This is a genomic window from Enterobacter bugandensis (assembly GCF_900324475.1).
GTDB classification, from domain to species: Bacteria; Pseudomonadota; Gammaproteobacteria; order Enterobacterales; family Enterobacteriaceae; genus Enterobacter; species Enterobacter bugandensis.
The window spans coordinates 1710705-1733503 of the sequence record NZ_LT992502.1; the positions used below are offsets into that span (position 1 = coordinate 1710705).

Here is a 22799-nt window from a genome sequence, read left to right on the forward strand (position 1 = left end):
AAAAAGCTCAGCAAGAACGATGCCAGAATGAACGGGCCGCAGATAAACTGCGGCCGGAGGGAGGGGTTACTCTTTTTGCGTCGCCACGCGGGAGCTGAACGAGGCCGCGCCTGCCGTCTCGCGCTCTTCCCGCGCCAGCCAGCGGTAGGTCACGCCGCCGAGGAAGACGCCGATAAACCAGCTGAAGTTTGCCACTTCATGCAGGGCCGGGATAAAGCCAATCACCAGACCTACAGCAACGGATGGGATCAGCGCGCCAATGGCCTTCGGGTTAAAGCCGTTGCGGTACCAGTATTTGCCCTTTGGCGTGTCGTCGAACAGATCGTCTACCGACACCTTGCCGCGCTTAATCAGGTAGAAATCGGCAATCAGAATGCCGAACAGCGGGCCGATAAACGCCCCGAGCACGTCCAGGGTGTAATGGATGAGCTCCGGCGAGTTGAACAGGTTCCACGGGGTGAGCAGGATCGAGCCGACGGCGGCAATCATGCCCCCGGTGCGGAAGCTGATCTTCTGCGGCGAGCAGTTAGAGAAATCAAACGCCGGTGAGACAAAGTTCGCGACGATGTTGATCCCGATGGTGGCGGTGATCATCGTCAGCAGGCCAATTGCCACGGCCAGATCGTTACCTACGCGGCTGACGGTTTCGATCGGGTCGGTGATCATGCGGCCAAACAGCGACTGGGTGCCGGAGACAATCACCACGGTGACGATGGAGAATAGCAGGAAGTTAAACGGTAGCCCCCAGCGGTTGCCGCGGCGGATCTCACCCATGCTTTTGCCGTAGCGGGAGAAGTCGCCAAAGTTGAGCAGCGGGCCGGAGAAGTAGGAGACCACCAGCGCGGTCGCGGTGATCATCTGCCAGGTCTGCTCGCCCGCGCTCAGGGATTTGCTGGCGAGGGTGAAAGAGATCCCGTCAAAACCGGTCTTGTATACAATCCAACCCGCAAGGGCCAGCATCACCACATAGACCGCCGGACCGGCGATATCAATAAAGCGCTTAATGGCGTTCATGCCGTGCCAGAAGACCATCGCCTGGAGAACCCACATGATGGCAAAGCAGATCCAGCCCAGCGGCGACAGGCCCAGGAAGGCACCGGTGGTAAGACTTGCCAGAGAAGGCCAGAACTTCAGCACCACCAGCATCAGCGCGTTGGCGGCAAGCCAGGTCTGAATGCCGTACCACGCAAAGGCGATAAGCCCGCGGATCACCGCCGGAATATTGGCCCCGAAGACGCCAAACGCCTGACGGCTGATCACCGCATAGGGCACGCCCGCCATCTGGCTCGGTTTGGCTACCAGGTTGGCGCACAGCTGCACAATGCAGATCCCCACCAGCAGGCAGAGCAGCACCTGCCAGCTTGCCAGCCCGAGCGTAAAGAAGCTCGCGGCAACAACGTAACCCCCCATGCTGTGAACGTCGGACATCCAGAAAGAAAAGATGTTGTACCAGCTCCAGTTCTGGTCACGCGTCGGTGCCAGATCCTCATTGCAAAGACGTGGGCTGTAAACCGCACCGGAATCAGCGGCCGTACCCTGCTGTGCGTTTTGACTGTTTGGCATGAAACCTGCTCCTGTGAATGAAAACCCGTTGAGTGGGAGTGCAAACGGTGTTGCAGGATCCAGGCCAAAATAATAAATCTTGTATGCAATATTTTATTTTTATGTATACGATTCGATAACGGAAAGTAAAATTCGGAGTGGTGAATGAACAACATAAACGCCCTGCAGACCGCGCCAGACCTGCATGACAAAGACGAAACCATCTTCCAGGCGCTGATGACCGCGATTGTCGAACATCAGCTGCTGCCGGGGAGCAAATTGCCGGAAGAGGCGCTGGCCGAGGTGTTTGGCGTGAGCCGCACGGGCATCCGCAAGGTGCTTCAACGACTCGCCGCTGTGCAAATGGTCACCCTGACGCCCAAACGTGGTGCACACGTCGCCAGTCCGGCGGTGGAAGAGGCGCGGCACATCTTCCGCACCCGCGCGCTGCTGGAGGTCGCTAACCTGCCGGACGTGCTGGCGCACTGTCAGCCGCCGCACCTTGCCGCGCTGGAGGCCATTATTCGTCAGGAGCAGCAGGCGCACGAGGCGTACGACGGCCCGGCGGCAATCCGACATTCCGCCAGTTTCCACATACAACTGCAGGCCATCTCCGGTAACCAGGTGCTGACGGAGATGGTGACAAGCCTGAGCCAGCGCTCCTCGCTGGTGATTGCTACCTGGGGTGCGCCGTGGCGTCAGGGCTGCCGCTGCAACGATCACGAACAGCTTGTGGATCTGTTGCGTCAGAAGGCGCTGCAGCCGCTAAGCGATGCCCTCATGCACCATTTTGAACACATCGTTGCCAGCCTTTGCTTCGAGCGGGCGGGCGAGTGCCTGCCTGATTTTGCCCGGCTGTTTGCCGGCCACAAGGAGTCGTAATGTCTGTCTGTATACAAGTGATCAACCCCAACACCAGCCTCGCGATGACGGAAACCATCGGCGCGGCGGCCCGCGCGGTGGCGGCACCGGGAACGGAGATCCTCGCGGTTTGCCCGGGCGCGGGCGTGCCGTCTATCGAGGGCCACTTTGATGAGGCCATCGCCGCCGTTGGTGTCCTGGAACAGATCAAAAAAGGCAGGGAGCAGGGCGTGGACGGTCACGTGATTGCCTGCTTTGGCGATCCGGGACTGCTGGCGGCGCGCGAGCTGGCGCAGGGGCCGGTTATCGGTATCGCCGAAGCTGCCATGCATATGGCGACGCTGGTCGCGACGCGCTTTTCGGTGGTCACCACGCTGCCGCGCACGCTGATTATTGCCCGCCATCTTCTGCACCAGTATGGCTTTCAGGACAAGTGCGCGGCGCTGCACGCTATCGATCTCCCGGTGCTGGCGCTGGAAGACGGCAGCGGTCTGGCGCAGGAGAAGGTGCGCGCGCGCTGTATACAGGCGCTGAAGGAGGATGGCTGCGGCGCCATCGTGCTGGGCTGCGGCGGCATGGCGACGCTGGCGCAGGAGCTGACCCGCGAGCTGCGCGTGCCGGTGATCGACGGCGTCAGCGCGGCGGTGAAGATGGTGGAATCGCTGGTGGCGCTGGGGCTCACGACCAGCAAGCATGGGGATCTGGCCTTCCCGGAGAGCAAACCGTTAAGCGGGCATTTTCAGGCATTGAATCCATTTTAACTTTTGGGGGTGGTATGGGGCTTTTCGAACAGGATTATCCGCGGGATCTGCGCGGCTACGCGGGCAACCCGCCGCACGCGCGGTGGCCGAATGAGGCGCGCATCGCGGTGCAGTTTGTGCTCAATTATGAAGAAGGGGCGGAAAACCACGTTCTGCACGGCGATGCCGGGTCCGAGCAGTTCCTGTCGGACATCATCGGCGCGGCCAGCTATCCGGACAAACACATGTCGATGGACTCCCTTTACGAATACGGCAGCCGCGCCGGGTTCTGGCGGATCCACAGTGAATTTCAAAAACGCGGCCTGCCGCTGACGGTCTTTGGCGTGGCGATGGCGCTGGCGCGTCACCCGGAGATTGTTGAGGCGATTAAAGCCGCGGATTACGACGTGGTCAGCCACGGCTGGCGCTGGATCCACTATCAGAACATGGACATCAGCCAGGAGCGCGACCACCTGCATAAGGCGGTGCAGGTTCTTACCGACCTGTTCGGCAAGCCGCCAACCGGCTGGTACACCGGGCGCGACAGCCCCAACACCCGCCAGCTGGTGGTGGAGCACGGCGGCTTTGACTACGACAGCGACTACTACGGCGATGACCTGCCCTTCTGGACGGAAGTGACCTGCGGCGACGGCACCCAAAAGCCGCACCTGATCGTGCCCTATACGCTGGATGCGAACGACATGCGCTTCGCGACCGCGCAGGGGTTTAACACCGCCGAGCAGTTTTATACGTACCTGAAGGACAGCTTTGACGTGCTGTACGAGGAGGGGGAGAGCGCGCCAAAGATGATGTCCATCGGCATGCACTGCCGCCTGCTGGGAAGGCCGGGGCGTTTTCGCGCGCTGCAACGGTTTCTGGATTACGTGCAGCAGCACGATCGGGTGTGGGTCTGTACCCGCCAGCAGATTGCTGACCACTGGCGGGAAGTGCATCCGTTTCAGAAGTAATTGTGCGATGTTTTGCCGGGTGGGGGCTGCGCCTTACCCGGTCTATACCATCAAACTCACCTGCGCCGCAACAATGCGCCACACGTAGGCAAACCGCACCTACGGAAACCTAAAAGATCGGCCTGACGTTGGATGCTCCGCTAGCCATTTTTAGGTGTACCCATTATGTGGGTATTAGGTTTTTTTGCCTGAATGATAGACTTTTCGTCACTTCAGCCGGAAAATCCCTCCACTTTAAAGGGAAAAGGGACGGAACCGGATGTTCACGCTCTACATGAGATGGGAAGCCCAGCGAATACTGGCGCCGGATAATATTCAGTTCATCCTCACGCCACGTGAAGCGCTGGAGATGGCGAGCATATTCTACGAACTGGATTACCTGGATTACGACTATCAATGTAATCTCCTTCACCGTAATAGCGTCCCGAAACGGCGGCAAGGTGTTCACCATCGCCACGCGGCGCAGCCCTACAGACGCAAGCAGCGTTCCGAATATGACGGACTTTATGATGAAGTGAGATGGAATCTTGAGCACGGCTGGATGGTCGGCGTGGACACGGGGGAAAAGTGGAATAAGTTCCGCAATCCATTCTCCTTTGATGGCGAAGGTAATCTGGTTTACGACTGCTTCATGGATACCTACAGCGAGAGCTTCCCGCAGGTTGTGCGTCAAATCTACGAGTACGCCCTTAACGAACACCAGGGCAGGAAGCCGCCTCCGACCGTTAAGGAGCACTATTTCGATGCCCCGATACAGCACGCTCAGGCCACAAAAACCATAAACAGCAAAGCCGCGGGAAGGCTTCTTGCGGCGGGTGGCATCTACAACGGCAACATAGAGGGGTTTCATAAGACCGCACAGCAACTAGGCGCCGATGCTCCAGCAGGTTACGATCAGGTTATGGGCAACAAAGGGTTAATCATTGCTGGCGCTTCTGTTGCTGCGGGTCTTGGTCTTGTTCGATTAGGGGCTGCTGGTGAGATAAACGATCTCCACGTTCTGGGAAAAGTTGAGGGTGAATATTCGATGATAAAGCCCGGACCATTACCTAAAGAGCTAGCAGAAACCTTTTCCAGTGGTACATACAAAGAGATCTCTCTATCAACAGATACACGTTTTTATAGAGGTGGTGTTGAGGGGCGACCATTAGGTCAATTTTTCGGATATGAACAACCTCTGGGTGTACTTCAAACCAGGGTAGATAAGGCGCTACTACCCAAATGGCCCAATGGAAGTGAATCTCCTCTTGATAGCTATCATGAGATTCAAATACCCGCAGGAACAAAAGTATATGTTGGAAAGGTAGGTTATCAAACAGACCTTTATTCCGGTGGAACTGAGCAAGTTATAGTACCTACCCCCTGGAAAATACCTGGCATTAAGATACTTGGACGTGGCGGTTTAAAATGAAAAATGAAATAAAGAAAACGGTAATTGATATCATCACCATACTGTCCTCAAATGATGAGGACTCATGGGCAAAAACATTTGAAAAACTGGGCTTCGAGCTCGATGTTGATTATGAGTCATCCATTTACTCATTGAAAAAACTCTACGGTGGAATGGGATCATTTAACGATATTGTTCTTCATAAAAATGGAATACCTCTCATTCGAGAAAATGACGAGTTAGAAAATTTGAGACACAAACTCTACAAGCAACTCGATCATGCCATCGGCTTGTTAAAAGCAGGTTAATTAGCATAACTGCTTACAACGCGCATCGCTAAAACAGCGCTCAGGGCGATTTCCCGCCCTGAGCAGCAAATCATTACACCATCAAACTCACCTGCGCCGCAACAATGCGCCACCCGTAGGCAAACCTTACCCACGTCTGCTGCTGGCGGCCAATCCGCTCCGTACCTTCACGGGTAAACTCGGTGCTGCACACGGCATAATCCTCCCCGAAGGTGGTAATCACGGTGTGGCGCAGCGTCCGCTGAAGCCCGGCAGACGGGCGCGCCGCCCTAAAGGCGCGGATTTCATCGATCCCGTACAGGTTTTCACCCGCCCCCAGCCGCACCGTGTTTTTGTCGTGCCAGAACAGCTCGTCCAGCACGGCAATGTTGTTACTCACCAGCGCGTCTTCATAGCGATAAAACGCGGCGGTCACCTCGGCAACCACCCACGGCAGGTTAATGTCATCGTGATTGATCATGCTGCAACCTCCGCCGGGCGGGCATCGGTGATGCCGCTCTCTTCCAGCACGCGCGCGACGCGCAGGCAGGCCTGCTCGTTTAACGGCGCGGCAATCAGCTGCAGGCCAATCGGCGCGCCATGTGCGGTGCGCAGCGGAACGGTGGTCACGGGCAGGCCCAAAAATGAAATCGGCTGGGTCAGCATCCCCATGCTGGCGCGGATGGGGAGCGGCTGACCGTTAATCTCCATGGTTTGCTCGCCGATCCGCGTGGCGCTGCGCGGCGTCGCGGGTGCGATCAGCACGTCGGCCTGGGCAAACAGCGCGTGAAACGCCTGCCGCGCCTGCGCGCGGAACCGCTGGGCCTGAATATACCAGGCGGAGGGGATCATCGCGCCTGCCAGCAGTCGCTCCCGTGAGTGCGGCTCAAAGCGCTCGGGCTCGCGGCGAAGCGCGGGCAGGTACTGATTTCCCCCTTCGGAGGCGCTGATGATAAACGCCGCGGAGCGCGCCAGCTCGGCGTCCGGAAACTGCAGCTCATCCTGCACGTCGAGCGCCTTCGCCACCCGCGCCACGGCGTCTCTGGCCTGTGCGTCGCACCAGGTGGTGAAGTAGCCGCCGAGCACCGCGCAGCGCAGGCCGTCAAGCCCGCGGTCTAGCAGGGGGCGCGTTTGCTCGCGCGAGCTCTCTGCCTGAAAACGGTCGCTGCTGTCCCGGCCCTGCAGCGCGTCGTACACGGACGCCAGGTCGCACACCCGGCGGGCGAAGGGGCCGATATGATCCAGGCTCGCGACAAACGGATGGCTGCCGGATCGTGACAGGCGGCCAAAGGTGGGCTTGAGGCCATAGATGCCGCACAGCGAGGCCGGAACGCGAATCGACCCGTTGGTGTCGGTGCCGAGCGAAAAGTGCACCAGCCCGGCGGCTACGGCGGCGGCTGAACCGCCAGAGGACCCGCCCGCAATGCGCGTCAGGTCGTGCGGGTTACGCGTCGCGCCGTAGTGGCTGTTCTCGGTGGTAAAGCCGTAGGCGTAGGCGTCCATATTCACCATCCCGGACAGCAGCCCGCCCGCGCTGCGCAGCTGGCGCACGGCGAAGCTGTCAACGGCCGCAGCGGGACGCTGGCTGAACAGCCCGGCGCCCGCGAGGGTGGTGTGTCCGGCAACGTCGAACAGGTTTTTCACCGCGTAGGGCACGCCTGCCAGCGGCGGCAGGGGGCGCTTTTCGCGGCGCAGGGTGTCGATGTTCTCGGCCTCGGCGAGCATGCGTGCTTCCGTCACGGTGGTCCAGGCATTGATCTGCGGATTAACGCGCCCAATCGCCTCCAGCGTCTGGCGGGCAATCTCATGGGCGCTCAGCTCGCCCGCGCTCAGCGCCTGTTGAATGTCGCTGATACTCATCTCGTGTAGCGTCATGCTTTATACACTCCTGCGATCTCCAGACGGTCGTCGAGCGGCAGCGCCATCAGCGGGGCGGCCATGCTGGCAATGCGGCTGAACTGCAACTGCAGCTCGGCGCGGCGGGCATCGTCCAGCGTCACGCCGAGCACGGACTCCATTTGCGCAAGATACGCCTGCCAGTCGGGTTGTTGTGTCGTCATTGTTTTCTCCTCAGTATCCGGCGGCCGCGCCGTTGCTGCGCGGGTCAAACGCCCCTTCATACAGCCCGTTGGGGTGCCGGACAATCGCGCCCGCGTGGCCCATCGCTTCGCTAAAGTCCGGGAAGCGTTCGACCTCATGCCCCCGCGCCCGCAGTTCAGCGACCGTCTCAGCGCTAAAGCGTCCTTCCAGTTTTAAGGTGTCTGAGGTTTGTCCCCAGGTGCGCCCCAGCAGCCAGCGCGGGCGGGAAATGCTTTCCTGCAAGGGCACGCCCTGAACCACGTAGCGGGTAAAGAGCGCGGCCTGGGTTTGCGGCTGTCCGTCACCGCCCATCGATCCGTAGACCATTACGCGCCCGTCCTTAAGACGCGCCGCCGCCGGGTTCAGGGTATGGAAAGGCTGTTTGCCCGGCGCGAGGGCCAGAAGATGAGCGGGGTCGAGGCTGAACGACGCCCCCCGGTTCTGCCAGACGATGCCGGTATCGGGCAACACCACGCCGCTGCCGAACTCGTGATAAATACTCTGGATAAACGACACGGCAAGCCCGCTGTTATCCATCACCCCCATCCACACCGTATCGCCGGGACCTTTTCCGGTTCCCCACGGCGCGGCGTGGCCGTCGTCAACCCTGTCGGCAAGCGCCTGCAGGGCGGCGGGATCCAGCAGTTTCTGAATCTCGGTTTTCAGCTCACGCGGGTCGGTAATGTGGGCATCGCGCAGGCCAAAGGCCAGCTTGGTGGCTTCAACGATGCGGTGAATGGTGTCCGCGTCGTCGGCCTCCGCCATATTCAGGCGGTCGGTGATGCCGAGTATCGCCAGCGAGACCAGCCCCTGCGTCGGCGGGGCGTGGTTAAAGATCTCCCCCTGCTGATGCTGCAACTTCAGCGGCGCGGTGCGCCGGGCAACGTGCGCGTTAAGATCGGCCAGCGTCACGGGCATTCCCAGCGTCTCCAAGCCGTGCGCCAGCACGTTCGCCAGCGGGCCGCGATAAAAGCTGTCCAGACCGTCCTCCGCCAGGCGCGTCAGGGTTGAGGCCATGGCGGGCTGGTAAAAACGGCTCCCGACCTGGGGCGGCTTACCGTTCACCAGCCACGTTTCCGCGAAGCCGGGGATGGCCTTAAGCTCGTCGAATTTACTGGCCGTGGCATGGGCCTGTGAGGCCGTGACCGGGGTGCCGTTCTGCGCATAGTCAATAGCGTCGGCCAGCAGGCGGGCCAGCGGCAGCGACTTGCCGGTCATCTCGCGGGAGACCTTCAGCGCCTCGTCCCAGCCGCTCACCGTGCCGGCGACGGTCAGCGCCGCCTGCGGTCCGCGATGGGGAATGTGCGTGAGCCCGTCGTAGGCGGCAAGCGTCGCGCGCGATCCCGCCGCGCCGCTGGCATCAATGGCGATGGGGTCGCCTTCTGGCGGCACGATAAGCCAGAAGCCATCGCCGCCCAGCCCGTTCATGTGGGGGTAAACCACGGCGATGGTGGCCGCCGCCGCGACCATCGCTTCAATCGCGCTGCCGCCTTCGCGCAGCACCGCCAGCGCGCTCTGGCTGGCAAGATGGTGGGGCGCAACGGCCATGCCGTGCGTGGAGACGTTGCTTTGCATGAGAAGTCCTCGTAACACTGAAAGTCACAAGGCGCTGCAAAAGCTGTTCCAGTTCTGAAAGAAAAGTTTCAGTAAACTGGCACGTATAATGAATACGTATAAAGAAAGGTATAATGTGATGAAACAAAAGTTACAGAGGCGCTATGGAACAACTGGATGAACGTCTGAAAGCACAATACCCGTCGCTGTCGCCGCAGGAGCAGCGGGTGGCAGACTTTATATTCGACCATTTTGACGACCTGATCAGCTACAACAGCGCCGAGCTGGCGCAGCTGAGCGGGGTGTCGAAAGCCACGGTCAGCCGCCTGTTTAAGCGTCTGGGCTATGAGAAATATAAGGATATGCGCGACGAGCTGCGCACCCTGCGCCAGAGCGGGATGCCGCTCACCGATAACCGCGACGCGGTGCAGGGCAACACGCTGCTGGCGCGCCACTACAAGCAGGAGATGGCGAACCTGACCCAGTGGGTCAATGCCCTTGACGCGCAGCAGTTTGCCGACGCCATGGCCTGCATGGTCAAGGCGCGGCGCATCGTCATTATCGGCATGCGTAACGCTTATCCGGCGGCGCTCCACCTGCGCCAGCAGCTACTGCAGGCGCGCGGTCAGGTGCTGGTCCTGCCGCAGCCGGGCCAGAGCCTGAGCGAGGAGCTGGTGGACTTAACGCCGGACGATCTGGTGGTGATGATGGCTTTCCGCCGCCGCCCGCGCATCATCCGTCCGCTGATGCAGCAGCTTCAGAGTCGCGGTATTCCGGTGCTGCTGATGTGCGAGCCGCAGGCCCACAGCTTATTTCCGCTGGCGAGCTGGCATCTCTGCGCCCCGCTGGACAGCGTCTCCGCCTATGACAGCTACTCCTCGGTCAACAGCCTGATCAACCTGCTGGCGAACGCCTTCCTGCATGACATTCTCGATAAAGGCCGTCCGCGCATTCACGAGATTGCCTCCCTCTACCAGCAGCTGGACGAACTCGAACAACGATAATGGGGCATCAGACTGGTGCTTTGCATTGAAATGGTGCAATTGAACGGGGCGAAAATAGAGAGTATTTTCGCCCCGTCCGCGTTTTATCAGGCTTTAAGAGAAAATTCCCCGCTTCGCCTTATCTGGCACATTAGTTGCAAAATCACATTCAAAGAATATTTTGTTTCATGTTAACGTTACGGGGAAGCACCATGAAAAAACTGTTAATTGCACTGGCCGGGGCCGCCTGTCTCTTCACTCAGATGCCCGCAAAGGCTGACCAGCTTCAGGATATCGAGAAGCGCGGCACCATTCGTATTGCCGTTCCGCAGGATTTCCCGCCGTTTGGCTCGGTAGGGACCGATCTGCAGCCGCAGGGCTACGACATCGATATGGCGCGCTATCTGGCGAAACAGATGAAGCTCAAGCTGCAGCTGGTGCCGGTGACCAGCGCCAACCGCGTGCCGTACCTGCAAACCGATAAGGTGGACCTGGTCATTTCCAGCCTCGGTAAAAACCCGGAGCGCGAGAAGGTGATCGACTTCAGCCGCGCCTACGCGCCGTTCTTCCTCGGCGTGTTTGGCCCGAAAGGGGCCGAGCTGAAGGACGCCGCCGCGCTGAGCGGAAAAACCATCGGCGTGACGCGCGGGGCGGTGGAGGACATGGTGCTGACCGGCCTGGCACCGAAAGACGCCAACGTGAAACGCTACGAAGACAACAACACCACGCTTTCGGCCTATCTCTCCGGCCAGGTGCAGTACGTGGCGACCGGCAACCTCGTGGTGGCGGCCATTTCGCGCCAGAACGCGGATAAAGCCCCGGTGCCGAGCTTTATGCTGAAAGACTCACCGTGCTTTATCGGCCTGAAGAAGAACGAACCGGCCCTGAAGGCAAAAGTGGATGCGCTGATTGAGCAGGGCATCAAGGACGGCACGCTGAACGGCCTGTCCGAGCAATGGCTGAAGGCCCCGCTGCCGGCAAACCTTGGCGCCTGAGCCGATGACGGAGCAACTTGATTTTTCAGCCCTCTGGCCGCACTGGCCGGAGCTGCTGGCGGGGCTGTGGGTCACCATTCAGCTGACGGTAATGGCAACCGTCGGCGGGCTGGCAATCGGGATTTTCGGCGCGGCGATCCGCAGCGGACGCACCACCTGGTACAGCCGGATCTGGGGCGGCTACGTGGAGATCATCCGCAACACGCCGTTTGTGGTGCAGCTGTTTTTCATCGTCTTCGGCCTGCCGAATCTTGGCCTGAAGATGACGGCGGGGGAGGCGGCGCTGCTGGCAATGGTGGTGAACCTGGGCGCGTACAGCACCGAAATTATCCGCGCGGGCATTCAGGTCACGCCGAAAGGACAGTGGGAGGCCGGGCGCGTGCTGGGGCTGACCCGTCTGCAGACGTTTATTCGCGTGGTGCTGCCGCCCGCGCTGCAGCGCATTTATCCGGCGCTGGTGAGCCAGTGCATCATCGTGATGCTCGGCTCGTCGGTGGTGTCGCAGGTCTCGTATGAAGAGCTGACCTTCGCCGCCAACCTGATCCAGTCCAGAACGTTTTTGAGCTTTGAGGTCTATCTGGTGACAACCGGGATTTACTTAGCGCTGTCGATTACCCTGCGCCAGCTGATGATGGCGGCAGGACGCAAATGGCTGGGGGTGCAGGCATGATGACCACCTTTACCGACTGGGACATTATTCGCAACCTGCTGCTGGCCGGACGCTGGACGGTACTGCTGTCGCTGGTGGCGTTTGTCGGCGGGGCAGTGGTAACGCTGCCGCTCCTGCTGCTGCGCCTGACGGGCGGGTGCACGGTGAAGCGCATTATCCGCGGCTATATCGAGCTGTTTCAGGGCACCCCGCTGCTGATGCAGCTGTTCCTGGCCTTCTTTGGCGTGGCGCTGTTCGGCATCGACGTTTCGCCGTGGACCGCCGCCTCGCTGGCGTTAACCTTCTACACCAGCGCATTTCTGCTCGATATCTGGTGCGGCAGCATTCGCGCCCTGCCGAAGGGGCAGTGGGAAGCCTCGCGCTGCCTGGGCCTGACCTTCGGCCAGACCCTGTTTCGCGTGGTCGCTCCGCAGGCGCTGCGCATCGGCATCGCCCCGACGGTGGGCTTTGCGGTGCAGGTGATCAAAGGTACCGCGCTGGCGTCGATTATCGGCTTCATCGAGCTGACCAAGGCCGGCACCATGCTGACCAACGTGACCTATCAGCCGTTTAAGGTCTTTGCGCTGGTGGCGCTGGGCTACTTTATTCTGTGTTATCCGCTGTCGCGCTACAGCCGCTATCTGGAGACCAAATTCAATGCCTCTCATCACCATTAATCAGGTGCAGAAGTACTACGGCGATAACCACGTGCTCAAGGGCGTCGATCTGGATATCGATATGGGCCAGGTGATCTCCATTATCGGGCGCAGCGGATCGGGCAAAAGCACGCTGCTGCGCTGCATCAACGGCCTGGAAGGGTATCAGGACGGGAGCATCAAGCTGGGCGGCATGACCATTACCGACCGGGATTCTCAGGCGCGCGAAATCAGCCGCTCGGTCGGGATGGTGTTCCAGAGCTTCAACCTGTTCCCGCACATGACGGCGCTGGAGAACGTGATGCTCGCCCCGCGTCGGGTGCTGAAGAAAAGCGCCGCCGAATGCCGCGAACTAGCCCAGCGCATGCTGGAGAAAGTGGGGCTTGGCGATCGTCTGGATTACTACCCGTCGAGCCTCTCCGGCGGCCAGCAGCAGCGCGTGGCGATTGCCCGCGCGCTGGCGATGTCGCCGAAAGTTTTACTCTGCGACGAGATCACCTCCGCGCTCGACCCGGAGCTGGTGGGCGAAGTGCTCAAGGTGCTGGAGCAGCTGGCGGCCGAGGGGATGACCCTGATTCTCGTGACCCATGAAATGAATTTTGCCCGCGAAGTGGGCGACCGCGTGGTGTTTATGCACCAGGGGAAAGTCTGGGAGCAGGGCGACAGCAAAACGCTGTTCGCCAACCCGCAGACCACGGAACTGAAGCAGTTCATCTCCTCCGTGCGCGGCCTCAACTGATAAGGACTTAACAATGGATATCGCACACTTTCCGCAAATCAACCCGCCCCAGCGCCTGCTGATGGGGCCGGGGCCGATCAACGCCGACCCGCGCGTGCTGCGCGCCATGTCGAGCCAGCTGATTGGCCAGTACGATCCGGCCATGACCCACTACATGAACGAGGTGATGGCGCTCTATCGCGGCGTGTTTCGCACCGAGAACCGCTGGACGATGCTGGTGGACGGCACCTCCCGCGCGGGGATTGAAGCCATTCTGGTCTCCGCCATCCGCCCCGGAGATAAAGTGCTGGTGCCGGTCTTTGGCCGCTTTGGACACCTGCTGTGCGAAATTGCCCGCCGCTGCCGCGCGGAGGTGCACACCATCGAGGTGCCGTGGGGCGAGGTGTTTACCCCGGACCAGGTGGAGGATGCGATTAAGCGTATTCGTCCGCGCCTGCTGCTGACCGTGCAGGGTGACACCTCCACCACCATGCTGCAGCCGCTCGCCGAGCTCGGCGCCATCTGCCGCCGCTACGACGTGCTGTTTTACACCGATGCCACCGCGTCGCTCGGCGGCAACGCGCTGGAGACCGACGCATGGGGGCTGGACGCCGTCTCGGCCGGGATGCAGAAGTGCCTCGGCGGCCCGTCGGGCACGTCGCCGATCACCCTGAGCGCGCGCATGGAGGAGGCGATCCGCCGCCGCAAATGCGTTGAGGAGGGCATTCGCACCGACGCCCACCGCGACGGCGATGAGGAGATGATCTACTCCAACTACTTCGATCTCGGCATGGTGATGGACTACTGGGGGCCGGAGCGCCTGAACCACCACACCGAAGCGACCACCGCGCTGTTTGGCGCCCGCGAGTGCGCGCGTCTGATCCTGCAGGAAGGGCTGGATAACGGCATCGCCCGCCACAGGCTGCACGGCGATGCGCTGCTGAAGGGCATTCAGGCGATGGGGCTGGAGACCTTTGGCGATCTGAAGCACAAGATGAACAACGTGCTGGGCGTGGTCATCCCGCAGGGCGTTAACGGCGACCAGGTGCGTAAGCTGATGCTGGAGGATTTCGGGATTGAAATCGGCACCTCGTTTGGCCCGCTGCACGGCAAGGTGTGGCGCATCGGCACCATGGGCTACAACGCGCGCAAGGACTGCGTGATGACCACCCTGAGCGCGCTGGAGTCGGTGCTGAACTACCTGAAATTCACCACCACGCAGGGTGCGGCGATGCAGGCCGCGTGGGACCACTATCGCCGCGAGACGCCGCAATGAGCCCGGCGGCAGAACGGGTGATGGCCCGCGCCGACGCGCTGGCCACCATCAGCGAAACCCCGGATGCGCTGACCCGGGTCTATCTCTCCACGCAGCATCAGCAGGCCAATCAGCTGGTGGGGCAGTGGATGAGCCAGGCGGGCATGACCGTCTGGCAGGACAGCGTGGGCAACATCTGCGGACGCTATGAGGGGGCGCAGGAAGGGGCGCAGGCGGTGCTGCTCGGATCGCATCTGGATACCGTGCGCAACGCGGGACGCTACGACGGTATGCTTGGGGTGCTCACGGCCATTGAAGTGGTGGACAGCCTGCATCAGCAGGGTATGCATCTGGCGCAGGCCATCGAGATTGTCGGCTTTTGCGATGAAGAGGGCACCCGCTTCGGCATTACGCTGTTAGGCAGCCGGGGGCTGACGGGCAGCTGGCCGCAGGGCTGGCTGGAAAAAACTGACGCCAGCGGCATCAGCGTGGCGCAGGCGATGACCCAGACGGGGCTCGATCCTGCCCGCGTGTCGCATGCCGCAAGGCGTCAGGAAGATTTCAGCGCCTATCTCGAGCTGCATATTGAGCAGGGGCCGTGCCTTGAGCAGGAGGCACTCGCGCTTGGCGTGGTGGAAGCCATTAACGGCGCCCGTCGCCTGAACTGTCGCTTCACCGGCGAGGCCGGACATGCGGGAACCGTGCCGATGCACCACCGCAGGGACGCGCTGGCCGCCGCCGCCGAGTGGATGGTTATCATTGAAAACGCTACCCGACAGCAGGGCGGCAACCTGGTGGCGACGGTAGGGGAATTGCGCTGTCTGCCGGGAGCGGTCAACGTGATCCCCGGTGAGGTTCAGCTCTCGCTCGATATTCGCGGCCCGCAGGATGCACCGCTGGACAGGTTGCTCAACGACCTGCTGGAACATGCCCGGGCAATCGCATCGCGCCGCGGGCTGGCATTTAGCGCCGAGGAGTTTTACCGCATTGCCGCCACGCCGTGCGATCTGCACCTGCAGAACGTGCTGGGGGAGGCCGTAAAATCGGTACAGGGACGCTCGCTGTCGCTGCCCAGCGGCGCGGGCCACGATGCGATTGCCATCGCGGAACGCTGGCCGGTGGGCATGCTGTTCGTGCGCTGCAGGGGCGGAGTCAGCCACCACCCGGCGGAATCGGTGATGGCTGAGGATGTTGCGCTGGCGATTGAGGCGTTTTCGCGTGCGGTGATTCAGCTGGCGGATCGCGTTACTCCAGCCCCAGCGTATACTGCGCGATCTTAAAGTAGATAATCAGCCCGGTACCGTCGATAAGCGTCGCGATAAACGGCGCGGAGACGACCGCCGGGTCAATGCCGCAGCGCTTGAGCACCATCGGGATCACTGACGACACAATCGCGCTCCAGAGCGTAATGCATACCAGCGTCAGGCTGACGATAAGCGTGATTTCCAGCCCGATACCCATCATCCAGGCGCGGATGCACCCGGCAATACCGAGCGTCACGGCAATCATCAGCGAGGTGGTCATCTCTTTGCGCAGCACGCGGCCTACGTCGCGCAAATGCACTTCACCCAGCGCCATGGCGCGCACCAGCGTGGAGGTGATCTGCGTTCCGCTGTTGCCACCCGTGCCGATCAGCAGCGGAATAAAGAACGCCAGCGCGATGGCAGACTCCAGCGCCTCTTCGAAGTGCTGGATCACCGAGCTGGTGTAGGCTTCCGCGACAAACAGCAGCAGCAGCCAGACGGAGCGTTTCTTCCACAGGCTGAAGGCGCTGGTTTCCAGATAGGGCTTCTCCAGCGGCAGCGTCGCCCCCTGAAGCTGGGCGTCTTCGGTGACGTCATCTTCCAGCAGATGGGCGATTTCGCGCTCGGTCAGGCAGCCGACGAGCTTGCCGTGGGTCACCACCGGCACGACGTCCGCGTCGCCGTGGGCCAGAAGTCCGGCGACATCGGCTCGTTCATCTTCCGGTTTGACCTGCAAAAACTGTGAAATCATCAGGCTTTTAATTGGCTGCACGGTATCCGTGACCTGCAATAATTTGCGTACCGCAATCATGCCCGCGAGGCGTCCATGGTCTTCAATAAAAATATGCGACGGAATATCATCGTCTTTTAATTTTTCGAAGAATTGCTCGCGCGCCAGCGCCACGCATAATGAAACGTCGAGGACAATAAAATCGGTATTCATATATTGCGCGACCGCGCTGTCATTGAATGCCAGGTTGTGGTTGTGAATAGCGTAAGACATAGTGAATTCCCTTTGAATAATAAAATCTCTCAGGGGCGAGCAAGACAGGGCATGTCGGAAAGGAGATCCCCACGTCCTGGGTTCAGCACTGTACACCGTATCCCGCTAGGGAAGTTATACTGACAAAGCCTTGATTCGACAGTGCCTGTTTTACCCTGTGCCGGTTCTCTCGAACCCACCAGAGCGATAACGTGTATTTGTACAGGAGCCTCGCCATAACGAGATCGTTGTAAAGCGTGAGGAATAATACGCTTGTTTAAATTTATCGCTCAGGAAATTAAATAATGTTTAAGGAAGGTTTAGGTAAATCTTATTAATAGAATGTTGAGGGTTTATTTAAGGTTATTCCTTTTAAATGGAGGATTAATTAACGGGGGAAGGAAAATGGCGTGGTTTGATAATCTGCTGAATCATTTTGCGCTTTATCCGGCACATCTGTTCGCGCTGTTATTCGTAATGGCGCTGAGCAAGTCCACGGTGCTGATCTCCTCCGTGCTGCCACCCGCCTCGGTGATGCTGCTGGCGGGCATCGGCGTCAGCCAGGGGAGCATGCACCCGGCGCTGGCGTGGCTCGCCGTGGTGCTGGGGGCAACGGCGGGTTCGGTGCTGAACTACCATATCGGCCAGTTGATGGGGCACACCCGGCTTGTCGCGCGCTTTACGGCGAAGCATGCCGCTACGTTTTTACGGGTTCAGCATCAGCTGCAAAAAAACGGTGTCATCGTACTGTTTACGTCGCGCTTTCTGGCGGTGTTGCGTTATGTCGTGCCGCTGGCGGCGGGGATGCTCAGGCTGAACGCCGTCAAAGTTTACGTCGTCAGCCTGCTTTCCGCCTGTGCATGGGCGGCGCTGTATCTCGGTGCGGTCACCGGCATCAGCGCCTTTTGAATTACAGACTCCCCATTCCGCCGTCCACCAGCAGCTCCGTTCCTACCGTGTAGCTCGACTCGTCGGACGCCAGATAGAGCGCGGCTTTTGCCAGCTCCGTCGTCGAGCCCATTCTGCCGAGCGGCACCAGCTTGATGATCTCCGCCATCATCGCGTTAAGCGTCTCTTCGCTTAAGCCCGTCTTCGTAAATGCCGGCGTTTCCACCGGACCGGGGCTCAACCCGTTGACGCGGATCCCGCGCGGCAGCAGCTCCGCCGACAGCGTGCGCGCCAGCGACAGGAGGGCGGCCTTGCTCGCGGCATACACGCTGCTGGTGGGCAGGCCGATGCGTGCGCTCACGGAGCCGCAGAGGATCACCGACGACGGGTTATTCAGCAGCGGCAGCAGCGCCTGAATTAAAAAGAACGGGCCCTTCAGGTTGATGCCCATCAGGCGGTCCCACGCATCCTCCTGCCAGGCTTCCAGCGGCGCGTGCGTCACGTCGCCAGCGTTGAGAAACACTGCGTCCAGGCGTGGCCAGCGAGCGGCGAGAGTTTCCGCCAGCGCTTTTTGCGACGCGATATCGCCTGCGTCGGTTGGAATCACCCAGGCCTTATCGCCCAGAATGCGCTCTGCTTCGGCGAGGGTGTCCGGGTTGCGTCCGGTCACGGCGACGCGCGCCCCTTCGGCGATAAACGCCTGCGCGGTGGCAAGACCAATGCCGCTGGTACCGCCGGTAATCAGCGTATATTTATCGGTTAAACGACCCATGTTCTTCTCCTGAAATGTCACTGGAGAAAGCACTATAGAAACGTTAGTATCGAAAGGAAACCAGGTACCAAATGGATACTAACGAGGCAAGAGGTGTGCTATGGCAGAAATGCTGGAGGTGTGCTGCGAAAAAAAATCTGAGGCGTATACCTGCCCGATGACGCAGTTTGTCAACCTGATATCCGGTAAATGGGCGATCCCCATTCTCTATCGCCTGATTGTGTTCAACACGCCTGTACGCTTTGGCGATCTGCTGCGTGCCGCTGCCCCCATCACGCAGAAAGAGCTGACGAAGCAGCTCCGCCTGTTTGAGCAGCGCGGGCTGGTGACGCGGACGGTCTACCCGGAGATCCCCCCGCGCGTGGAGTATCAAATTACCGAGCTGGGGTTAACCCTCCAGGATGCGCTCTCGCCGCTGGCCGCCTGGATGAGCGAGTACGGCGACCAGCTTGAGCGTTAGGCTACTGTTTCACGTAGCGCGGTGCCGGAACCCCGGTGCGCGCGCTGTTAAACAGCTCAAGGCGTGCCGCTTCGTAGCGATCCCACAGGGCGGCGTCATGCATCGGCGGAATAGTGATCTGTTCGCCCTGATCCAGACCCGCCAGTGACGCATCGACCATATCGTCGGTGGTCATCACCGACCCTTCCGGCAGATCGTTCACCGTAACCCCTGAATGGCTCCAGATCTCCGTCGCCGTCGCGGCGGGCAGCACGGCCTGAATGTGCACGCTGCTATCGGCAAATTCTTCCTGCAGTCCGCGGGTAAAGCTCAGTACCCAGGCTTTGGTGGCGCTGTACAGCGCGCTGCCCGCACGGACATGGAGCGATAACACCGAGGCGATATTGATCAGCGTCCCGCGATTGTTCTGCGCCAGGCGGGGCAGGATGGCGTAGGTCAGACGCATCAGCGCCGTGGTGTTGAGGGTGTTGATGGCCTGATGCTGCGCCACATCGCCCGCGAGGAACGGGGCCATCTGCGCGGTGCCCGCGTTGTTTACCAGCGTATCGATGGCGGTATTGTGACGCAGTTCATTTTCCACGGCGCGGATCCCGGCTTCATCGCTGAGATCGGCCACCAGTATAGCGACGGCCACGCCATAGCGCGCGCGCAGGTCGGCGGCGAGGGTTTTCAGGCGATCCTCGCGGCGGGCGACCAGGACCAGGTTAGCGCCGCGCGCGGCCAGGCGATCGGCATAGACGGCCCCGATCCCGGAAGAGGCGCCGGTAATTAAGGCGGTGGTGATTTGCGTAGTCATCATGTGTTATCTCAAAGCAAAGTGGGTTATTTGGTTTCAATATGAAACTGAATTAACTCTCTGCTATTTGGTTTTATAATGCAACTATTTTGCCGGGCATTTTGTGCTTTTGCCGTTGGGAACGATCAGGAGGGGAGTTTAGCCACGATCTCTTCAGGCGTCAGTTCGCGCCCATCGTCGGCGATAAGCGCCAGTTTACGCAGGGGTTTGCGCTGTTCGCTATCGACGAGAACGGTGCCGCATTCGTTTTCCGCGAACAAAAATTCATTGCCCCACTGGGAGAGAGCAACCAGCACCGTCTGGAGCGCGCGTCCCTTGTCGGTCAGAACGTATTCCTGCCAGGCGCTGCCGTCGGAGGCGGGCTGAAGCCGGAGGATGCCTTCATCGACCAGCAGCTTCAGCCGCGAGGTGAGCATGTTTTTTGCGATACCGAGGCTTTTCTGAAACTCGCCGAAGCGTTTAATCCCGCGCAGCGCGTCGCGAACGATCAGCAGCGACCACCAGTCGCCAATGATATCCAGCGAACGGGCGACGGGGCAGGTGCTCTCTTCAAGGCGGGTGCGTTTCACGGTCAGGTCTCCGGTGGGGTATGGTTTTATTATAAAACTAATTAGCGCCCACCGTAAGCACGTTAATCATCAGTTTGAGAAATGCTTCCCGAAAAAACTGTCACGAATCTGTCACACTCCCTGGAACATTAAAAAAACGTGAGGAACGAGGGATGAGAAAAGCACTACTCGCAGTGGCCGTGGCAGGTACCCTTTCAATGACCTTTGGGGCACAGGCGCAGGAGACGCCGAAAGGCTATCAGCTAGAGCAGGTGTTAATCATGAGCCGTCACAACCTGCGCGCGCCGCTCGCTAACAACGGCAGCGTGCTGGAGCAGTCCACGCCGAAGCAGTGGCCGGAGTGGGACGTGCCGGGCGGTCAGCTCACCACCAAAGGCGGCGTGCTGGAAGTCTATATGGGCCATTACATGCGCGAGTGGCTGGCAGAGCAGGGGATGGTGAAGACGGGAGAGTGTCCGCCAGCGGATAGCGTTTATGCTTACGCCAACAGCCTGCAGCGTACTGTCGCCACCGCGCAGTTCTTTATCACCGGCGCGTTCCCGGGCTGCGACGTACCCGTGCATCATCAGGAAAAAATGGGCACCATGGATCCGACCTTTAATCCGGTGATTACCGATAACTCGCCGGAATTCCGCGAAAAAGCACTCAAGGCGATGGAGTCCGAGCGGCAGAAAATGCAGCTTGGTGAAAGCTATAAGCTGCTGGAGCAGATGACGAACTACGCTGACTCTCCGTCCTGCAAAGAGAAAAAGGTCTGCTCGCTGGCAGACGCGAAAGATACCTTTAGCGCCGACTATGAAAAAGAGCCTGGCGTATCCGGGCCGCTGAAGGTGGGTAACTCGCTGGTGGATGCGTTCACGCTGCAGTATTACGAAGGGTTTCCGGCCGACCAGGTGGCCTGGGGTGAAATCAAGACCGACCAGCAGTGGCGCGTGCTGTCGAAGCTGAAGAACGGCTATCAGGACTCGCTGTTTACCTCCACCGAGGTGGCGCAAAACGTGGCGAAGCCGCTGGTGAAATATATTGATAAAACGCTGGTCACCGAACAGGCGAAAGCACCTAAGATTACTCTGCTGGTAGGGCACGATTCGAACATCGCTTCACTGCTCACCGCGCTGGATTTCAAGCCGTATCAGCTGCATGACCAGCAGGAACGGACCCCGATCGGCGGCAAGATTGTCTTCCAGCGTTGGCACGACAAAAACAGCAATCAGGAGCTGATGAAAATTGAGTATGTCTACCAGAGCGCGGAGCAGCTGCGCAACGCCAGCGTGCTGTCATTGCAGTCACCCGCGCAGCGCGTGACGCTGGAGCTGAAGGGCTGTCCGGTGGACGCGAACGGCTTCTGTCCGGTTGATAAATTCAATGCGGTCATGAATAACGCGGCGAAGTAAAAGAGAACCCCCCGCTGCGGCGGGGGGAAACGCTTAGACGTTTTTACGTTCGATGGTTTGCTCGCCCCAGAAGAGCGAGTCTTTGTCCGTTTTTTCGAAGGCGCGAATCAGCACTTCATCGTTGCCTTCTTCCCAAATCTGCTCGGCCAGCTTTTCGTCGTAGTTCGCGACTTCAAAGATGGCTTCGGCAATCTCCGGAGAGGTGTTGCGTAAACTTGCCCATTCGCCCACGTGGTGAGCTTTGGATTCCTGTGTTGGCATACTTTTCCTCCTGTTGGGTTAGCCGTTCAGTTTTTTAGCGAGACCCGCGACGTATTCACCCTGATAGCGGGCGATGGAGAGTTCTTCATTGCTTGGCTGACGTGAGCCATCCCCACCGGCAATGGTGGTTGCGCCGTACGGCGTCCCGCCGCGCACCTGGGAAACGTCAAACAGCTCCTGCGCGCCGTAGCCAATTGGCACAATCACCATCCCATGATGAGCAAGGGTAGTCCAGGTTGAGGTAATCGTCTGCTCCTGGCCGCCGCCGGTACCGGTAGAGCTGAATACGCTGGCGAGTTTGCCGTACAGCGCCCCGGATGCCCAGAGCCCGCCGGTTTGATCGAGGAAGGTACGCATCTGGCCTGACATATTGCCGAAGCGGGTCGGGGTGCCGAAGATAATGGCATCATACTCCGCCAGCTCCTGCGGGGTGGCGACCGGGGCATTTTGTGTTTTTCCCCCGGCTTTGGCGAACGCTTCCGCCTGCATGGTTTCCGGTACGCGTTTTACCACAACCTCAACGCCGTCCACTCTGTTTGCACCTTCTGCTACCGCGTGAGCCATGGTTTCAATGTGTCCATACATGGAATAATAGAGCACCAGAACTTTTGCCATTTTGCATCACTCCTCGTTGGTTTTTCTGACAGCGGATCGCTGCGTTCATTTAAAGATATGACATCACGGCCAGACTGCAAAAATGAACGGCATTTCTTTGATTTATAACAACATGGTTACAATAAGGTGCTGTAGCAAAAT

The 22799-nt window shown here is 59.8% G+C and carries 25 protein-coding genes, 1 pseudogene and 1 riboswitch; of the genes and pseudogenes, 15 read left to right on the forward strand and 11 right to left on the reverse strand.

Annotated elements, in window-relative coordinates; all coding sequences use genetic code 11:
- Positions 1-66: 66 nt before the first annotated feature.
- Positions 67-1563 (reverse strand): NCS1 family nucleobase:cation symporter-1, encoded by a 1497-nt coding sequence (locus DG357_RS08250; RefSeq protein WP_088204968.1) that lies wholly within the window; start codon positions 1561-1563, stop codon positions 67-69.
- Positions 1564-1707: 144 nt separating this feature from the next.
- Here DG357_RS08250 and DG357_RS08255 point away from each other — a divergent pair, with 144 nt between their 5' ends.
- The 5 genes and pseudogenes from DG357_RS08255 (at position 1708) to DG357_RS08275 (ending at position 5809) form a co-directional block, all read left to right on the forward strand.
- A complete protein-coding gene (locus DG357_RS08255; protein WP_088204969.1) occupies positions 1708-2424 on the forward strand; it encodes a GntR family transcriptional regulator in 717 nt (238 codons plus the stop codon).
- Positions 2424-3258: pseudogene (gene hpxA / locus DG357_RS08260) on the forward strand (allantoin racemase). The gene DG357_RS08255 and the pseudogene hpxA overlap by 1 nt, the downstream one beginning before the upstream one ends.
- Positions 3212-4111 (forward strand): allantoinase PuuE, encoded by a 900-nt coding sequence (gene puuE / locus DG357_RS08265; RefSeq protein ID WP_408608539.1) that lies wholly within the window; start codon positions 3212-3214, stop codon positions 4109-4111. The pseudogene hpxA and the gene puuE overlap by 47 nt, the downstream one beginning before the upstream one ends.
- 259 nt (positions 4112-4370) lie before the next feature.
- Positions 4371-5522: a hypothetical protein gene (locus DG357_RS08270; RefSeq protein ID WP_088204971.1), complete on the forward strand. Its 1152-nt coding sequence runs from the start codon at positions 4371-4373 to the stop codon at positions 5520-5522.
- On the forward strand, positions 5519-5809 hold the full coding sequence (locus DG357_RS08275) for a DUF6966 domain-containing protein (protein WP_088204972.1): 291 nt from the start codon (positions 5519-5521) through the stop codon (positions 5807-5809). The genes DG357_RS08270 and DG357_RS08275 overlap by 4 nt, the downstream gene beginning before the upstream one ends.
- Positions 5810-5882: 73 nt before the next feature.
- On the opposite strand, the gene hpxZ is transcribed toward DG357_RS08275, so the two are convergent.
- From hpxZ to hpxW, 4 genes are read right to left on the reverse strand one after another with little or no spacing between them, the layout of a single operon-like run.
- Positions 5883-6269, reverse strand: coding sequence for an oxalurate catabolism protein HpxZ (gene hpxZ, locus DG357_RS08280; RefSeq protein ID WP_048960335.1), 387 nt, complete (start codon positions 6267-6269; stop codon positions 5883-5885).
- On the reverse strand, positions 6266-7663 hold the full coding sequence (locus DG357_RS08285) for an AtzE family amidohydrolase (RefSeq protein WP_088204973.1): 1398 nt from the start codon (positions 7661-7663) through the stop codon (positions 6266-6268). The genes hpxZ and DG357_RS08285 overlap by 4 nt, the downstream gene beginning before the upstream one ends.
- Entirely contained in the window at positions 7660-7848 is a 189-nt protein-coding gene (gene hpxX, locus DG357_RS08290; protein ID WP_028012637.1) for an oxalurate catabolism protein HpxX, read from the reverse strand. The genes DG357_RS08285 and hpxX overlap by 4 nt, the downstream gene beginning before the upstream one ends.
- Before the next feature lie 10 nt (positions 7849-7858).
- Positions 7859-9442 carry an oxamate amidohydrolase gene (gene hpxW / locus DG357_RS08295; RefSeq protein WP_088204974.1) on the reverse strand — a complete coding sequence of 528 codons (1584 nt, stop codon included), beginning with the start codon at positions 9440-9442 and terminating at the stop codon, positions 7859-7861.
- 143 nt (positions 9443-9585) lie between these two features.
- On the opposite strand from hpxW, the gene hpxU reads away from it, so the two are divergent.
- From hpxU to hpxK, 7 genes are all read left to right on the forward strand, one after another.
- Positions 9586-10425, forward strand: coding sequence for a MurR/RpiR family transcriptional regulator HpxU (gene hpxU, locus DG357_RS08300; protein WP_088204975.1), 840 nt, complete (start codon positions 9586-9588; stop codon positions 10423-10425).
- Between the two features lie 191 nt (positions 10426-10616).
- Positions 10617-11399, forward strand: coding sequence for a transporter substrate-binding domain-containing protein (locus tag DG357_RS08305; protein WP_028012640.1), 783 nt, complete (start codon positions 10617-10619; stop codon positions 11397-11399).
- Positions 11400-11403: 4 nt separating this feature from the next.
- Complete coding sequence (locus tag DG357_RS08310) at positions 11404-12069, forward strand: amino acid ABC transporter permease (RefSeq protein ID WP_041912033.1); 666 nt, start codon at positions 11404-11406, stop codon at positions 12067-12069.
- Positions 12069-12725, forward strand: coding sequence for an amino acid ABC transporter permease (locus tag DG357_RS08315; RefSeq protein WP_162497084.1), 657 nt, complete (start codon positions 12069-12071; stop codon positions 12723-12725). The genes DG357_RS08310 and DG357_RS08315 overlap by 1 nt, the downstream gene beginning before the upstream one ends.
- Positions 12706-13443, forward strand: coding sequence for an amino acid ABC transporter ATP-binding protein (locus DG357_RS08320; protein ID WP_008499843.1), 738 nt, complete (start codon positions 12706-12708; stop codon positions 13441-13443). Before DG357_RS08315 ends, DG357_RS08320 begins: the two co-directional genes overlap by 20 nt.
- A 13-nt stretch (positions 13444-13456) precedes the next feature.
- A complete protein-coding gene (locus tag DG357_RS08325; RefSeq protein WP_025912976.1) occupies positions 13457-14698 on the forward strand; it encodes a pyridoxal-phosphate-dependent aminotransferase family protein in 1242 nt (413 codons plus the stop codon).
- Entirely contained in the window at positions 14695-15957 is a 1263-nt protein-coding gene (hpxK, locus tag DG357_RS08330) for an allantoate amidohydrolase (RefSeq protein ID WP_088204977.1), read from the forward strand. Before DG357_RS08325 ends, hpxK begins: the two co-directional genes overlap by 4 nt.
- Here hpxK and DG357_RS08335 read toward each other — a convergent pair.
- On the reverse strand, positions 15923-16924 hold the full coding sequence (locus DG357_RS08335) for a magnesium transporter (RefSeq protein WP_045630063.1): 1002 nt from the start codon (positions 16922-16924) through the stop codon (positions 15923-15925). The two genes, hpxK and DG357_RS08335, sit on opposite strands and share 35 nt — an antisense overlap.
- A gap of 60 nt (positions 16925-16984) precedes the next feature.
- Positions 16985-17154: riboswitch (M-box (ykoK) riboswitch) on the reverse strand.
- A 154-nt stretch (positions 17155-17308) separates the two neighbouring features.
- Here DG357_RS08335 and DG357_RS08340 point away from each other — a divergent pair.
- Complete coding sequence (locus DG357_RS08340; protein WP_088204978.1) at positions 17309-17812, forward strand: DedA family protein; 504 nt, start codon at positions 17309-17311, stop codon at positions 17810-17812.
- 1 nt (position 17813) lies between these two features.
- Here DG357_RS08340 and DG357_RS08345 read toward each other — a convergent pair whose 3' ends face one another.
- On the reverse strand, positions 17814-18563 hold the full coding sequence (locus DG357_RS08345) for an SDR family oxidoreductase (RefSeq protein WP_028012645.1): 750 nt from the start codon (positions 18561-18563) through the stop codon (positions 17814-17816).
- Positions 18564-18663: 100 nt separating this feature from the next.
- Here DG357_RS08345 and DG357_RS08350 point away from each other — a divergent pair, with 100 nt between their 5' ends.
- Entirely contained in the window at positions 18664-19023 is a 360-nt protein-coding gene (locus DG357_RS08350) for a winged helix-turn-helix transcriptional regulator (protein WP_023335206.1), read from the forward strand.
- Between the two features lies 1 nt (position 19024).
- Here DG357_RS08350 and DG357_RS08355 read toward each other — a convergent pair whose 3' ends face one another.
- Complete coding sequence (locus DG357_RS08355) at positions 19025-19819, reverse strand: SDR family NAD(P)-dependent oxidoreductase (RefSeq protein ID WP_088204979.1); 795 nt, start codon at positions 19817-19819, stop codon at positions 19025-19027.
- A 125-nt stretch (positions 19820-19944) separates the two neighbouring features.
- Positions 19945-20388 carry a winged helix-turn-helix transcriptional regulator gene (locus DG357_RS08360; RefSeq protein ID WP_028012647.1) on the reverse strand — a complete coding sequence of 148 codons (444 nt, stop codon included), beginning with the start codon at positions 20386-20388 and terminating at the stop codon, positions 19945-19947.
- A gap of 152 nt (positions 20389-20540) precedes the next feature.
- Between DG357_RS08360 and agp the strand changes: the two genes are divergently transcribed.
- Positions 20541-21782: a bifunctional glucose-1-phosphatase/inositol phosphatase gene (gene agp / locus DG357_RS08365; RefSeq protein ID WP_088204980.1), complete on the forward strand. Its 1242-nt coding sequence runs from the start codon at positions 20541-20543 to the stop codon at positions 21780-21782.
- Between the two features lie 33 nt (positions 21783-21815).
- Here the strand turns inward: agp and DG357_RS08370 are convergent, their stop codons facing one another.
- Together DG357_RS08370 and wrbA are read right to left on the reverse strand one after the other, a co-directional pair.
- Entirely contained in the window at positions 21816-22043 is a 228-nt protein-coding gene (locus DG357_RS08370; protein ID WP_028012649.1) for a YccJ family protein, read from the reverse strand.
- Positions 22044-22061: 18 nt separating this feature from the next.
- Positions 22062-22658, reverse strand: a complete 597-nt coding sequence (wrbA, locus tag DG357_RS08375) for an NAD(P)H:quinone oxidoreductase (protein WP_041910554.1) — start codon at positions 22656-22658, stop codon at positions 22062-22064.
- Between the last annotated feature and the right edge of the window lie 141 nt (positions 22659-22799).